The following is a 14,549-nucleotide window of genomic DNA, read 5'->3' as shown; positions in this document are numbered from 1 at the left end:
GTTTCCAGATAACGCCCGATGCACAAAATTTCCTGAGTGCAACGGCATAAGGTGTAGTCATGCTCATCAAACCTTTCTCCATCGACATCCCCGAACACGCCCTTGAAGACCTGCGGCATCGCCTGAGGAACACCCGGCTGCCGGAGCCCTTGGCCGGGCAAGGTTGGAACGAGGGCATGGACATGGACGTGCTGGGGGAGCTTCTCGCCTATTGGTCGACTACGTTCGATTGGCGCGCCCAGGAAACGGCGCTCAATCGCTTGCCGCAATTTGTCGCCGACATCGGCGAGCAGCAGGTCCACTTCATTCATCAGCGAGGCGTCGGGTCGAATCCGATGCCGCTGATCCTCACTCACGGCTGGCCCGGCTCGTTCATCGAGATGCAGCGCATCATCCCGCTGCTGACGGATCCCGCCAGGCATGGCGGCGACCCTGCGGATGCCTTCGATGTGGTGGTGCCGTCGCTACCCGGCTACAGCTTTTCCACACCGTTCAAGCAACCTGGCATGGGACCTTATGAAGTGGCCGGTTTGTGGAGTGAGCTGATGACGGGGCTCGGTTATGAACGGTTCGGTGCCCAGGGCGGGGACATCGGCGCGGGCATATCGAGCTGGCTGGGCGTACGGTTTCCCGAGCGAGTGACGGGCATTCACCTCAATTACATCCCCGGCTCCTATCGCCCTCCCCTTGGCGAAACCGAGCCAGCGCTGACCGAGGCGGAAACGACCTTCCTGCAACGCGCTGCTGCATTTGCCGATGCCGAAGGTGCCTATGGGCACATCCAGCGAACCAAACCGCAGAGCCTGGCGGTGGGCCTGAATGACTCGCCGGCGGGGCTGCTGGCATGGATGGGGGAAAAGATCCTGTCCTGGTGCGATACCCACCCCGCCATCGATCATGACTGGCTGCTGACCAATGTGACGTTGTACTGGCTGACGAACTGCATCGGCTCGTCGTTTCGCCAATATGTGGAAGGTAGCAAGCGGCCGTTGCTGTTCAACAGCGGCGAGCGGGTGAAGCCGCCGGTTGGGGTGGCGTTGTTTCCCAAGGAACTGCCCATGCCGCCAAGGAGTTGGGTGGAACGCTGCTGCGACGTGAAGCGCTGGACCGTGATGCCCCGGGGTGGTCACTTTGCGGCGTTGGAACAGCCGCAGTTGTTGGCGGAGGATATCAGGGCGTTTTTTCGCAATTGTCGCTAGAAAAACTCCGAAAAAAAGCTCAGAACAAACCTCCCGTGGGAGTAAGGCTTGCCCGCGATGAAGATGACTCGGTCGTCCGGGTAACCGAGGTGCCTGCATCGCGAGCAAACTTTGCTCCCACAGAGGACTTGGGCTGCTGCAAAATCGAGACGCGCCACCGATCAAAATGTGGGAGCGAGCTTGCTCGCGATGGCGGCGGCAGAACCAACATCTGCGCAAACTGACGCACCGCTTTCGCAAGCAAGCTGACATACCCACTTGCCAAACCTGACGGCCGGACGTTAGTGTCGGCACCATGAACCTGTCACAGATTGCCTCGACCACCACGACCACGACCGCCAAGGCGGGTCGTGAGGTGTCGTGAGCCAATAACACACGTATCCCAAAGGCCCGCCAGTGATGGTAAGGGCCTTTTCTTTTGCCCTTGTGTCACTGGCTCAAACGCAAGGAAAGCACGATGCATGCTCTGTTGATTCTCGATATGCAGGTTGGGCTGTTTCATGGCCCGGAAAAACCCTGGGCCGGCGAAGCGCTGCTCAACACGCTAAATGGCCTGTTGATCAAGGCTCGCAAAGCCGGCGCACCGATTTTCCTGGCGCGCCACGTCGGCCCACCCGGCTCGCCCATCGAGCCGGGAAGTCCTTTGACGCAACTGGTGCCAGAGCTGTTGTTGGAAGGCGCCGAGGTCATCTTCGAAAAAAGTCGGCCCAATGCTTTTGCCATGACAGACCTGGCCAATCGATTGAAGGCCTGTGGCGCCGAAGGGGTGGTTATCACTGGAATGAAGACCCAGTATTGTGTCGACAGCACCTGCCGCGCGGCCCGGGACCTGGGCTTTGATGCCGTGTTGATCGCCGACGGCCATACTTGCGCCGACACTTCTGACTTGAAGGCGGACCTGATCGTCGCCCATCACAACACAACCCTGGCAGGCCCCTTCTGCCGAGTTGTCTACGCTCAAGAGTGGTACTTTTAATCCATGGCAGAGGAGCGGCTCAAGTTGGGCCGATCCTCTTCCCCAAGGAGTGACCTACATGCAAGCCCCCCCTCCGTTACAACCCTCGGAATGCGCAGGCATGGAGGACATCCGGCGCGAAGTCGATGCCCTCGACCAGGCCATTATCAAGCTGTTGGGCAAGCGCCTTGGCTACGTGCAGGCGGCCTCGAAATTCAAGACCTCGGCGACGTCGGTGCAGGCCCCGGAGCGTTTCAAGACCATGCTCGGGACACGGCGCGAGTGGGCTGAGGCCGAAGGCCTGAACCCGGATATCATCGAGAAGATGTACAGCGACCTGGTGACTCACTTCATTGCTGAAGAGATGAAGCAGTGGACGGCTCATCAATCCGACACCTGAGCCGCCACTCTTCCTCACCACGGGGGCGCGTGCCCCCATGGCTCACTAGGCACTCACTTGCGACTCTGTCAGCGCCGCCAGCACCAGTGGGTGCAGGACCGCGTCAGGGTGTGTTGTCTGCCAAGCCATCAACTCGCGGCGCATGCCCGGCGTCCAGAAGCTCTTCATATGCTGCCGTACCCCATTGACGGCCAGTGTGTGGTCCGGTTCGCTGGCGAAGTACTGCGCGATCTGGTTGGCCATCTTGATCAGGCTTTCAGAACTCATCGACGCACCTCGGCTTTCTCGGCATGGCGACGTTCCCTCAGCAGACGCCCTTGCTCGTCACTGAACGCCTGGTAGCGTTTCTGCCATTCCGAAGGCTGGCTGACTCGCACGATCTCGACCGCCGTCACCTTGTATTCCGGGCAGTTGGTGGCCCAGTCGGAGTTGTCGGTGGTGATCACGTTGGCACCCGATTCAGGGAAGTGGAACGTGGTGTAAACCACGCCCGGCGCCACCCGTTCGGTGACCTTCGCCCGCAGTACCGTCTGCCCGGCGCGGCTGCCGATGCCGACCCAATCGTCTTCGACAATGCCGCGGTTCTCGGCATCGGTCGGGTGGATTTCGAGGCGGTCTTCCTCATGCCACGCCACGTTGTCGGTGCGTCGGGTCTGGGCACCGACGTTGTATTGGCTGAGGATGCGTCCGGTGGTCAGCAACAACGGATAGCGGTTGTTGACCTTCTCTTCAGTAGGCACGTAACCGGTGAGCATGAAACGCCCTTTGCCGCGCACGAACTGATCGATGTGCATGGTCGGCGTGCCGTCCGGCGCAGCATCGTTGCAAGGCCATTGCAGGCTGCCATGCCGCTCCAGTTCGGCGTAGCTGACGCGGCTGAATGTCGGCGTCAGGCGGGCGATTTCATCCATGATTTCCGAGGGATGGCTGTAGTGCATCTTGTAGCCCAAAGCGTCGGCCAGGGCGATGGTGGCTTCCCAGTCGGCCTTGCCGGCCAACGGGTCCATGACCTTGCGAACGCGGGAGATGCGGCGTTCGGCGTTGGTAAAGGTGCCGTCCTTCTCCAGGAACGAGCTACCCGGCAGGAACACATGGGCGAACTTGGCCGTCTCGTTGAGGAAGATGTCCTGGACGATCACGCACTCCAGGGCGCTCAGGGCGGCGGTCACGTGCTGGGTGTTAGGATCGCTCTGGGCGATGTCCTCACCCTGGCAATACAGCGCCTTGAAGGTGCCATCCAGTGCAGCCTCGAACATATTCGGGATACGCAGGCCCGGATCAGGTTGCAGGGTCACGTTCCACGCCTGTTCGAACTGGGCGCGCACCGTTTCGTTGGAAATGTGCCGATAGCCCGGCAGCTCATGGGGAAACGAGCCCATGTCGCAGGAACCCTGGACGTTGTTCTGTCCACGCAGCGGGTTCACCCCGACACCCTCGCGGCCGATGTTGCCGGTGACCATCGCCAGGTTGGCGATGCCCATCACCGAGGTACTGCCCTGGCTGTGCTCGGTGACACCGAGGCCATAGTAGATGGCCGCGTTGCCGCCAGTGGCGTAGAGCCGCGCAGCGGCGCGAATCTGCTCGGCCGGCACACCGCACACCGGGCCCAGCACCTCGGGCGAGTTTTCCGCCAGGCTGACAAAATCGCGCCAACGGGTGAAGTCCGCCGCCTCGCAGCGTTCCTCGACGAAAGCCTGGTCCACCAGGCCTTCGGTGACGATTACATGGGCAAGCGCATTGAGCATTGCCACGTTGGTGCCCGGACGCAGTTGCAGGTGCAGGTCAGCTCGGGCGTGAGGCGAATCCACCAGATCGATACGACGCGGGTCGATGACGATCAGCCGTGCGCCCTGGCGCAAGCGACGCTTGAGCTGAGAGCCAAACACCGGGTGCGCATCGGTGGGGTTGGCGCCCATCACCAGGATGACGTCGGCCTTCATCACCGAGTCGAAGTTCTGGGTACCGGCGGACTCGCCCAATGTCTGCTTGAGGCCATAGCCGGTGGGCGAATGGCAAACGCGGGCACAGGTGTCGACGTTGTTGTTGCCAAACGCGGTGCGCACCAGTTTCTGCACCAGGTAGGTTTCTTCGTTGGTGCAACGGCTGGAGGTGATACCGCCGATGGAGTCACGCCCGTACTTCAGCTGGATCCGGCGCAGCTCGCTGGCCGCGTAAGTCACCGCCTCTTCCCAACTGACCTCTTGCCACGGGTCGTTGATGTGTTTGCGGATCATCGGTTTGGTGATGCGGTCCGGGTGAGTCGCGTACCCCCAGGCAAAACGGCCCTTGACGCAAGAGTGGCCGTGGTTGGCCTGGCCGTTTTTGTCCGGGACCATGCGCACCAACTGCTCGCCTTTCATTTCGGCGCGGAAGGAACAACCCACGCCGCAGTAGGCACACGTGGTGATCACGCTGCGCTCCGGCTGGCCGATCTGCACGACGCTCTTGTCGATCAGCGTCGCGGTCGGGCAAGCCTGCACGCAGGCGCCGCAGGAGACGCACTCGGAATCGAGGAAATTGTCGCCGCCCGCCGCTGCCACGCGAGAGTCAAAACCGCGGCCGGTGATGGTCAGGGCGAAGGTCCCCTGGATCTCTTCGCAAGCACGCACGCAGCGGTTGCAGACGATGCACTTGCTCGGGTCGTACTCGAAATAGGGGTTGGAAACGTCCTTGGCTTCAGCCAGGTGATTGGCGCCCTCGTAGCCGTAGCGCACCTCGCGCAGGCCCACCTGCCCGGCCACGGTCTGCAACTCGCAATTGCCGTTGGCCGCACACGTCAGGCAGTCCAGCGGGTGGTCGGAGATGTACAGCTCCATCACGTTGCGCCGCAGATCGGCGAGCTTGGAGGTCTGGGTGCGCACCACCATGCCCTCGGTCACCGGCGTGGTGCAGGAGGCCGGATAGCCGCGCATGCCGTCGATCTCCACCAGGCACATGCGGCAGGAGCCGAACGCCTCCAGGCTGTCGGTGGCGCAGAGTTTCGGAATGGTGGTGCCGAGCAAGGCTGCGGCACGCATGACTGAGGTGCCGGAGGCAACGCTGATTTCGCGGCCGTCGATGGTCAGGCTGACCTGCACGTCGCTCTCACGAGCCGGAGTGCCGAGGTCGATATCGCTGCTGGGGTCGAAGATGTTGATCATTGGTCGGCCTCCGTGGTCGCCAGACCGAAGTCGGCGGGGAAATACTTCAGGGCACTGGCGACCGGGTAGGAAGTCATCCCACCGAGGGCACAGAGCGAGCCGTATTGCAGGGTGTCGCAGAGATCCTTGAGCAGCAGGACCTGTTCCTCACGGGCAGCGGCATCGGTGCTGGCCATCAAGCGGTCCACAGCTTCGACACCACGGGTAGAACCTATCCGGCAGGGCGTGCATTTGCCGCACGACTCTTCGGCGCAGAACTGCAAGGCGAAACGGGCCATGTGAGCCATGTCCAGGGTGTCGTCGGCGACCACCACGCCACCGTGGCCGAGCATCGCGCCCATGGCGGCGAACGCCTCGTAGTCCAGTGGCGTATCGAACTGTGCGGGAGGCACCCAGGCGCCCAACGGCCCGCCGACTTGCGCGGCTTTGAGCGGCCGGCCGCTGGCGGTTCCACCACCATAGCCTTCCACCAACTCGCGCAGGCTCAGGCCGAAGGCACGCTCCACCAGGCCGCCGTGACGGACGTTGCCGGCCAGTTGGAACGGCATCGTGCCCAGGGAACGGCCCATGCCGAAGTCGCGATAGAACTGCGCGCCTTTCTCCATGATCACCGGCACCGAAGCCAGGGTCACCACGTTGTGAACCAGTGTGGGCAACCCGAACAAGCCTTGGATGGCGGGCAGCGGTGGCTTGGCGCGAACCGTGCCGCGCTTGCCTTCGAGGGACTCCAGCAATGCGGTTTCTTCGCCACAGATATAGGCGCCGGCCCCCACGCGAACGTCAATATCGAAGGCCCGGCCGCTAGCGCTCACGTTCGCGCCGAGATAACCGGCGTCACGGGCAATGCGCAGAGCATCGTTCAACGTGCTGATGGCGTCCGGGTATTCCGAACGCACATAGATGTAGCCCATCGTCGCGCCCACGGCGATGCCGGCGATGATCATGCCTTCGATCAGCAGGAAGGGATCACCTTCCATCAGCATGCGGTCGGCGAAGGTGCCGGAGTCGCCCTCATCGGCGTTACAGACCACATACTTCTGTGGCCCCACGGCATCGCGCACGGTGCGCCACTTGATGCCCGCCGGGAACGCCGCGCCGCCCCGGCCACGCAGGCCGGAATCGAGCACGCTGGCAACCACGTCTGCGCCAGCCATCTGGAGGGCCCGGGCCAACCCGAGGAAACCGCCTTGGGCGCGGTAATCGTCCAGGGACAGTGGCTGGGTAATCCCGGCGCGGGCGAACAGCAGACGCTGCTGACTTTTGAGATAGGGAATTTCCTCCACCGGCCCCAAGGCCAATGGATGGCTGGCGGGATCGCCGGTCAGGGCATCCAGCAGAGCCGGCACATCTTGCGGCGTGACCGGGCCGAAACCGAGCCGGACGCCAGCGCTTTCCAGCTCCACCAGCGGTTCCAGCCAATAGAGGCCACGGGAGCTGGTACGGCGCAGGTCCAGTGGAAGTTGCCGACGCTCGGCCTCACGCACCAGCGCAACGGCCACCTTGTCTGCGCCGACGGCACGGGCCACCGAATCGCGGGGGATATAGAGCGTCAGCATGCCCCATCCTCCATGCAGCCATTCACCAGCTCGCGCAAGCGCTCGGGCGTGAGCCGGGCGTGCAGTTCACCGTCCAGTTCCAGGGCTGGCGAGCAAACGCAGGCGCCCAGGCAATACACCGGCCGCAGGCTGATGCTGCCATCGGCACTGGTGCCGTGGTCATCCAGCGCCAGCTGCTCGCGCAACTGTGCAGCCAGGCGTTCGGCGCCCATGCTCTGGCACGACTCGGCCCGGCACAGGCGCAGGGTATGGCGTGCGGGCGGCGTGGTGCGAAAATCGTGGTAGAAGCTGATTACGCCGCGCACTTCAGCCTGGCTGAGGTTGAGGGCATGGGAGATTTCCGGGACGGCGACGTCGGGAACATACCCGCAGCCTTCCTGGATGGCGTGGAGAATCGGCAACAAGGCACCGGGGGTGTCCTTCTCGCGCTCCAACACGCTGTGGATCAGAGGCAGGTGAAGCGTCTCATCAGGCATAAAGTACCTCGGCATCTCGAACGCCACCGCCACATAGCGGCAGCCATTCGGAGTCTTGGCTGCGGCGTCCGGCCCACGTCACGGTAGCGTGGCACTCCGATCGCCATCCTCGCTCTCCGGCCAGGTGTCTTTGGCGCACCTGGTCCGGGGCATCTTCACAGCTTGCCACTCCCGGGGGTTGGCGATTGCACGTGGACGACTAAACGTGTCCTGAAAGCGACTCGGGCGCAAAAGTTACCCTGCGCTCACAAGGGCAAATACACAAGCGATTGTAGGCGACCCACAGCGATCGGTGAGAATGGACAAATGCCTACCTACAGTATGAGCGATGAAAGATAACTCCCAGCCCAAAGCCGGCCTTGCTGGAGGACGAAATCAACCAGAGAGTGTCGCTCAGGATTCTGGCCGAATAGTCATTGCGGTTTACTAACGTCGGGCTGCCTCAAATGCAGGCGTTCGCCTCATTCCGGTATTCACTGAAGCTCGCGGCGTTTTGCTCGAGCGGTAAAGCGAGGCCATTAGCGATGTACGAGACCGTGCGGTAGAAGCCTGCGAGCATGAGAATCTCCAGGACCTGGTCATCGTCGAAATGTGCTCTGATGTTCAAGAACTCTTCATCGCTCAACGCCGCGCGGTCATGAAGTGCATCGATCGTAGCAAGGAGAGCAGCCTCCTCCTCCTTCCAATGCTCCAGCCGAAGCGGGTACTCCAATGTGCCAGCAACCTCCTCCCTGGTAAGCCCGGCAGCTTGAGCGAAGGCCATCACATGTACCCCCCATTCGTACTCGCATCCGGTGCGAGCGCAGACCCGATCGATGACAAGTTCTCTTTGGCGAAGTGTCAACAATGAGCCATCCAGCAACGAACCGCCCCTGAATTTGCGCCACGCGCGATCACTGCTGGCGATGGTCGAGAACAGAACGAGAGGCGGCACACCTACTCCCATTATTTTGTCGAATGCGGCTCTGACTTCGTCCGGGTAGGGTTCACTAAGTGCTTTGATTCGTGACATGGCGTATCCTCTGCTATTGAATGTGTAGCAAGGATAATCGCTACTGAATGTGTAGCAAGCAAGAGAAATAACGATGAATGATAGTCAGCACTGCGCTTCATCAATACTCAGGGGACGCCGGCCGATCATGGCTCTCCTGGATTTACTGGGACAAAAATGGGCGTTGAGAGTCCTTTGGGAGCTGCGTGATCAAGCCATGAGCTCCAGGGCGTTGAGAAGTGCTGCGGGAGACATCTCTCCTACCGTGCTGCAGAGCAGAATAAATGAGCTGCGCAATGCGGGCATCGTCGAACTGGTCGATGACGGCTACAAGCTCACGCCACTTGGCCTGGAGCTGTCGGAAGCATTCGCGCCGCTCTACCGGTTCGCAGGCAAATGGGCGGACTGCCTGGAGCGGGAACCGCACTAGCTCTCCAGCAGGCAAGATGATGATTCGAACCAATCAAGGAAGATAACGACATCGAAAACAACTCTCGGCGCACTGCTTCTGATCTGCCTGACCACCCGCGCTCTGGCCGACGATAGCCCTGTCGGTGTCCAGGTCTCTACGCAGCCAGAGCCGCATAATGAGCGGCCGGTGGAAATGGTTGCCTGGTATCCCAGTGCAACCTCCGCCACACCGCAATCGAATGCCAACAATGCGGTGTTTGCCCGTGCCCTGGCCGTGCGCAACGCACCACCGGCTGCCGGCGAGCGTCCATTGACGGTGCTCTCCCACGGTTACGGGGAAAATTGGCGTGGTCGCAAAGCGTCAAACTGCTGCAGTGGGCGATTAACGAATGCTCACGGTAACATCGGCCTCAAGACCGATTCCGCCCCGGCAGCATCCGGGCCAGGGTGTTGTCACCCACCCAGTAATGATGCAACAGACCCGCCGCTGCATGCAGGCCGATCAACCAGTAGCCGCTGCTGCCGAGCAATTCGTGCCAATACTTCAGCTGTTTGGCCAGGTCAGGATCCACCGCCACAGGGGCTGGCAGGAAGAACCCGAAATATGGGACCGGCTTGCCGCCGGCAGCCAGCATCAACCACGCCAGCACCGGCGTCGCGATCATCAGGCCATACAGGGCCGCATGCATCAGGTGGGAAATACCCGTCTGCCAGGCCGGTGGTGCGGGTGTGATCGGCGGGCGCGGCGTCAAGCGCCCGAACAGGCGGACCCAAACCAGTGCAAAAATGCTCAGCCCGAACAGCCCGTGCAATCCTAGGAACAGGCTTCGCGCGGTGCTGCCACGGGGCAACAGCCCCTTGATCTCAATGCAGGCATACACACCGACGAACAGCGCCAGCATCAGCCAGTGCAGGGTCATCGACAACTTTCCATAACGGTTTACGGCAATATCGCGGGTCATAACGCGCCTCGTGAAAGTCTGGCGGACTGCCGATCCATTCGGCAGCTCCGATCCGGTTGCTGAGAACCGACGCGGCCAACCTGTCACTAAAGTCTTAAGGCAGTCTGAAGACCGACATTCAAGAAGCTTTTTTTACCTTCAGACTTCGTTAAGAAATGCCTCGGATACTCCTCCCCATTCTATCAAGGGAGGCGTTCTGCCCATGCCCGTTGTCAATTGGAACATCCCCCTGCCCTTGCACTTCGGCCAAGCCGAGGCGCCGCAGATGATCCTCTCAGCCGCCCTGCCGGACGACGTACAGCGGCCGTCGTTCGAAGCGTTCATCCAACAGCGTTTTCGCAAGGCCCATGGGGCCGACATCCGTCATTTCATGCCGCAGCTGTTCGGTCTGAGTAATGCCGAGGACGGGCTCTGCGCCGTGGCCGGGGTACGCATGGCGCAAGACGAACCCTTGTTTCTGGAGCGCTACCTGGACGAACCGATCGAACCCCTGATCGGCGCCGCAGCGGGGCATCCGGTGGATCGAGCCGGGATCGTCGAAGTCGGCAACCTCGCCGCCAGCGACACGGGCAGCGCCCGGCTGAGCATCATCGCCATCACTTATCTGTTGGCCATGGGCGGCCTGGAATGGGTGGCTTTCACCGGCAACATCGGTCTGGTCAACAGCTTCCATCGGCTCGGTCTCAAACCGGTGACCCTGTGCGCCGCCGACCCAGAGCGGCTAGGCGACGACCGCCACAGCTGGGGCAGCTATTACGAAAGCAAACCCTGGGTACACGTGGGCAACATCCGCGCAGGCTTCATTCATTTACGCAACATCGGCCTGTTCACCCGGCTGGGGCTGCCGTCATCCCTGGAGGACACCTGCCATGTCGCCTGAACTGCAGCGCTTCCGGCAAACCCTGCGTAGCCATGCCGAGCGCCACACCCGCCGCATCGCGCTGTGGGGCGATCATCTGAAGCTCGATTACGCCACCCTGTACGCCGAGGTGGTGTATCGCCAGCAACGCCTGCGCGATGAGCAGGTATCGGTGATCGCCCTGGCGCTGGACAACGGCGTCGAAGCGATGCTCTGGGACCTGGCGGCACTGTTCGAAGGCATGGCCTGTGTGACCTTGCCACCCTTCTTCAGCCCGGCCCAACGCGCCCACTGCCTGGAGCAAAGCCAGGCAGAGCGAGTCGTTGCCGAACCGGAGTTGGAAGCCCAAATGCTCGCCGCCGGCTATGAAAAAAACGGCGAGTTCTGGTGCCGCACCTTCACCGGACCGAACCGGATGCCCGCCGGCACCGCCAAGCTGACCTTTACTTCAGGCACCACAGGTACCCCCAAGGGCGTCTGCCTGAGCGCCGAAAGCCTGCTGCGGGTCGCGCGCGAGCTCGATCACGCCAGCAAGCCCGCCGACCCACAGCATCACTTGGCGCTGTTGCCGCTGGCGATCCTGTTGGAAAACCTCGGCTGCTATGCGGCGCTGTATGCCGGCGCCACGCTGAGCGTACCGAGTCAGAAAACCCTCGGCATCCTCGGTGCCAGTGGCGTCGACACCCCGCGCCTGCTCGCGTGCCTGGCCAATCGCGCCCCCGAGAGCCTGATCCTGGTGCCGCAGCTGTTGCAGATACTGGTCGGCGCCGCCGAACAGAAAGCATTCGCCCCGCACAAACTGCGCTTTGCCGCCGTCGGGGGGCACGAGTCTCCGAGAGCCTGCTGCAGCGTGCCCAAAGCGTCGGCCTGGCGGTCTACGAAGGTTATGGTTTGTCCGAATGCGCCTCGGTGGTGTGCCTCAACCGCCCCGATGCACAGCGTCCGGGCAGTGTCGGCAAGCCCCTGCCCCATATCCAGATACGCCTGGCCGAAGACGGCGAGGTACTGATCAAGGGGTCGAGCCTGCTCGGCTATCTAGGTGATCCACCCTATGCCGAAGAGTGGTGGCCAAGCGGGGATCTTGGCGAGTTCGACGCGGAAGGTTTTCTTTACCTCAAAGGTCGCAAAAAACACCAGTTCGTCACCAGTTACGGGCGCAACGTCAACCCGGAATGGGTCGAGGCGGAACTGACCCAGCGTCGACACATTGCCCAAGCCTTTGTCTACGGCGAAGCGCTGCCGCGCAATCACGCACTGTTATGGCCTCACCGCCCGGACTGCACCGACGCCGAGCTGGCCGCCGCCGTGGCCGAAGCCAACGAAACCTTGCCCGACTATGCCCAGGTACATCTCTGGACCCGCCTGGCCCAACCGTTCACCGCCGCCAACGGCCTGCTGACCGCCAATGGTCGCCCGCGCCGCGACGCCATTGTCGCGCTGTACAGCGCGCAACTGACTGCATCCACCCATTGCGAGGAATCCGCATCATGATGTTTTTCGACGTCCTGCAAGAAGCTACAAAAGAGGAACGCCACGAACTGTTCAACCTGCCGATCATCCGTGATGCCCTCGACGGCAAGGTCAGCCTGCAGAGCTACCGGGCGTTTCTCGTCCAGGCCTATTACCACGTGCGCCACACCGTGCCGCTGATGATGGCCTGCGGCGCGCGTCTGCCCGCTCACCTTGAATGGCTACGCAAAGCGGTGTGTGAGTACATCGATGAAGAATACGGCCACGAACAATGGGTCCTCGACGATATCGTCGCCTGCGGCGGTGATCGCAATGCCGTGCGCGATGGCCAACCGTCGTTGCCGATCGAGCTGATGGTCAGTTTTCTCTACGATCTGATCGCCCGAGGCAACCCGGTAGGGCTGTTCGGCATGGTCAATGTGCTGGAAGGCACCAGCATCGCCCTGGCCACCCACGCGGCGGACAGCATCCGCGAACACTTGGCATTGCCGGCCAGCGCCTTCAGCTACTTGAGCTCCCACGGTTCCCTCGACATCGAGCACATGCAGACCTACCGCGGCCTGATGAACAAGCTCGATGACCCAGCAGACCAGGCAGCGGTTATCCACGCTTCAAAAGTGGTGTACCGACTCTACACCGACATGTTCCGTGACTTGCCGCGGGACACGGAGGCTCACCATGCAGCTGCGTGACGCCCGTGTGGTCCTGACCGGCGCCAGTGGCGGCATCGGCCAGGCCATTGCCGGTGCACTGTGTACCGCCGGGGCTCGGGTGCTGGCGGTGGCGCGGCATCAGGAGTCGCTGCAGCCCTTGCTCGAACGCTATCCGCAGAACCTGTGCTGGGTGGCCGCCGACCTGACGTTACCCGGCGACCGACGCAAGATCCTGGCCGCCGCCACAGCCCTCGACGGCGTCAACCTGCTGATCAACGCCGCCGGCATCAACCACTTCGCGATGCTCGAACAGCTCGACGACAGTGACGTCAACGCGATGCTGGCGGTGAATATCAGCGCGCCGATCTGCCTGACCAAACTGCTGCTGCCACTGCTCAAGCAAGCTGAAAGCGCCATGGTCGTCAACGTTGGCTCAACCTATGGCTCAATCGGTTACCCAGGCTATGCCAGTTATTGCGCCAGCAAGTTTGCCTTGCGCGGTTTTTCCGAAGCCCTGCGCCGGGAACTGGCGGACACCCGGGTCGGCGTCCTCTATGTCGCGCCCCGAGCCACTCGAACCACGATGAACAGCCCGGCTGCCCAGGCGCTGAACGATGCACTCAAAGCCAACGTCGATGATCCGCAAGCGGTGGCCAATGCGGTCATACACGCTATCGCCGGCGACCGTCGCGATCTCTACCTGGGTTGGCCGGAGCGCTTCTTCGTTCGCCTCAACAGCCTGTTACCCAATCTGGTGGACCGTGGCTTGCGCAAGCAATTGCCGCTGATCCGCCGTCTGAGTCACAAACCTGAAAACGAGCACCTGGAACCATGAAAAAACTTCTCGCCGGCCTGATGATCGTCGCCATGGGCCAAAGCGCCTGGGCGCTGGACACTGCTGATCAGCAACGCCTCGTCGGCATCCAGCAAAGCTGGGCGCACATTCAATATGAACTGCCGGAAAAACAACGCGAGGCGGCGTTCGAGCAATTGGCGACGCAAGCCTCGACATTCACCCGTGAACGCCCGGAGCTGGCCGAAGCCTGGATCTGGTCGGGCATCGTCACCAGCAGCTGGGCCGGCGCCCAGGGCGGTCTCGGCGCCTTGGGCAAAGTCAAGGAAGCCAGGACCGACCTGGAAAAAGCCCTGACCCTCGACCCAAAAGCCCTGCAAGGCTCGGCCTACACCAGCCTTGCGGCCCTGTATGATCGGGTCCCCGGCTGGCCGATCGGCTTCGGTGATGCCGACAAAGCCGAACAACTGCTCAAGCAAGCGTTGCAACTCAACCCCGACGGTATCGACAGCCTGTACTTCTGGGGCGATCACCTTTACCGTCAGAAACGCTACGCTGAAGCCCAAGGTGCCCTGCAAAAAGCCCTCAACGCCGCGCCGCGCCCAGGACGTGAACAGGCCGATGCCGGACGCCGCAAGGAAATCCAGGCACTATTGATTGAAGTGAACAAAAAACTCAACTGAC

14 protein-coding genes and 2 pseudogenes are annotated in these 14,549 nt (G+C 62.0%); 10 read left to right on the top strand and 6 right to left on the bottom strand.

The annotated features are described in order from the left end of the window. Window positions 1–59 precede the first annotated feature (59 nt). The 3 genes from J9870_RS12930 (at window position 60) to J9870_RS12920 (ending at window position 2,554) form a co-directional block, all read left to right on the top strand. Window positions 60–1,199, top strand: coding sequence for an epoxide hydrolase family protein (locus J9870_RS12930; RefSeq protein WP_210644585.1), 1,140 nt, complete (start codon window positions 60–62; stop codon window positions 1,197–1,199). A 457-nt stretch (window positions 1,200–1,656) separates the two neighbouring features. Continuing rightward, entirely contained in the window at window positions 1,657–2,175 is a 519-nt protein-coding gene (locus J9870_RS12925) for a cysteine hydrolase family protein (protein ID WP_210644583.1), read from the top strand. 58 nt (window positions 2,176–2,233) lie between these two features. Further along, a complete protein-coding gene (locus J9870_RS12920; protein WP_210644581.1) occupies window positions 2,234–2,554 on the top strand; it encodes an isochorismate lyase in 321 nt (106 codons plus the stop codon). Window positions 2,555–2,599: 45 nt separating this feature from the next. Here J9870_RS12920 and J9870_RS12915 read toward each other — a convergent pair whose 3' ends face one another. The 5 genes from J9870_RS12915 to J9870_RS12895 all read right to left on the bottom strand — a co-directional run bounded on the left by J9870_RS12915 (window position 2,600) and on the right by J9870_RS12895 (window position 8,738). Further along, window positions 2,600–2,821 (bottom strand): formate dehydrogenase subunit delta, encoded by a 222-nt coding sequence (locus J9870_RS12915; protein WP_135845783.1) that lies wholly within the window; start codon window positions 2,819–2,821, stop codon window positions 2,600–2,602. Continuing rightward, entirely contained in the window at window positions 2,818–5,694 is a 2,877-nt protein-coding gene (gene fdhF / locus J9870_RS12910; protein ID WP_210644579.1) for a formate dehydrogenase subunit alpha, read from the bottom strand. The genes J9870_RS12915 and fdhF overlap by 4 nt, the downstream gene beginning before the upstream one ends. Then, entirely contained in the window at window positions 5,691–7,250 is a 1,560-nt protein-coding gene (locus J9870_RS12905) for an NADH-quinone oxidoreductase subunit NuoF (protein WP_210644577.1), read from the bottom strand. The genes fdhF and J9870_RS12905 overlap by 4 nt, the downstream gene beginning before the upstream one ends. Further along, window positions 7,244–7,726, bottom strand: a complete 483-nt coding sequence (locus J9870_RS12900) for a formate dehydrogenase subunit gamma (protein WP_210644575.1) — start codon at window positions 7,724–7,726, stop codon at window positions 7,244–7,246. Before J9870_RS12900 ends, J9870_RS12905 begins: the two co-directional genes overlap by 7 nt. Window positions 7,727–8,168: 442 nt before the next feature. Continuing rightward, window positions 8,169–8,738 (bottom strand): carboxymuconolactone decarboxylase family protein, encoded by a 570-nt coding sequence (locus J9870_RS12895; protein WP_210644573.1) that lies wholly within the window; start codon window positions 8,736–8,738, stop codon window positions 8,169–8,171. 73 nt (window positions 8,739–8,811) lie between these two features. Here J9870_RS12895 and J9870_RS12890 point away from each other — a divergent pair, with 73 nt between their 5' ends. Both J9870_RS12890 and J9870_RS29500 read left to right on the top strand, forming a co-directional pair. Continuing rightward, window positions 8,812–9,147 (top strand): helix-turn-helix domain-containing protein, encoded by a 336-nt coding sequence (locus J9870_RS12890; protein WP_246883114.1) that lies wholly within the window; start codon window positions 8,812–8,814, stop codon window positions 9,145–9,147. A 42-nt stretch (window positions 9,148–9,189) separates the two neighbouring features. Further along, window positions 9,190–9,474 (top strand): annotated as a pseudogene (locus tag J9870_RS29500) (dienelactone hydrolase); the annotation flags it as partial. Between the two features lie 64 nt (window positions 9,475–9,538). Here the strand turns inward: J9870_RS29500 and J9870_RS12885 are convergent. Then, window positions 9,539–10,090, bottom strand: coding sequence for a cytochrome b (locus J9870_RS12885; RefSeq protein WP_210644571.1), 552 nt, complete (start codon window positions 10,088–10,090; stop codon window positions 9,539–9,541). Window positions 10,091–10,292: 202 nt separating this feature from the next. On the opposite strand from J9870_RS12885, the gene J9870_RS12880 reads away from it, so the two are divergent. From J9870_RS12880 to J9870_RS12860, 5 genes and pseudogenes are all read left to right on the top strand, one after another. Next, complete coding sequence (locus tag J9870_RS12880; RefSeq protein WP_210644569.1) at window positions 10,293–10,970, top strand: thermostable hemolysin; 678 nt, start codon at window positions 10,293–10,295, stop codon at window positions 10,968–10,970. Then, window positions 10,960–12,440 (top strand): annotated as a pseudogene (locus J9870_RS12875) (AMP-binding protein). The gene J9870_RS12880 and the pseudogene J9870_RS12875 overlap by 11 nt, the downstream one beginning before the upstream one ends. After that, entirely contained in the window at window positions 12,437–13,111 is a 675-nt protein-coding gene (locus J9870_RS12870; protein ID WP_210644567.1) for an iron-containing redox enzyme family protein, read from the top strand. Before J9870_RS12875 ends, J9870_RS12870 begins: the two are co-directional and overlap by 4 nt. After that, window positions 13,098–13,907, top strand: coding sequence for an SDR family oxidoreductase (locus J9870_RS12865; protein WP_210644565.1), 810 nt, complete (start codon window positions 13,098–13,100; stop codon window positions 13,905–13,907). Before J9870_RS12870 ends, J9870_RS12865 begins: the two co-directional genes overlap by 14 nt. Further along, window positions 13,904–14,548 carry a tetratricopeptide repeat protein gene (locus tag J9870_RS12860; RefSeq protein ID WP_210644563.1) on the top strand — a complete coding sequence of 215 codons (645 nt, stop codon included), beginning with the start codon at window positions 13,904–13,906 and terminating at the stop codon, window positions 14,546–14,548. Before J9870_RS12865 ends, J9870_RS12860 begins: the two co-directional genes overlap by 4 nt. Window position 14,549 lies beyond the last annotated feature (1 nt).

It is taken from the genome of Pseudomonas sp. Tri1, assembly GCF_017968885.1.
GTDB lineage: Bacteria > Pseudomonadota > Gammaproteobacteria > Pseudomonadales > Pseudomonadaceae > Aquipseudomonas.
The sequence above is the reverse complement of the archived record's forward strand: the minus strand, read 5'-3'. Positions and strand labels throughout refer to the sequence as shown.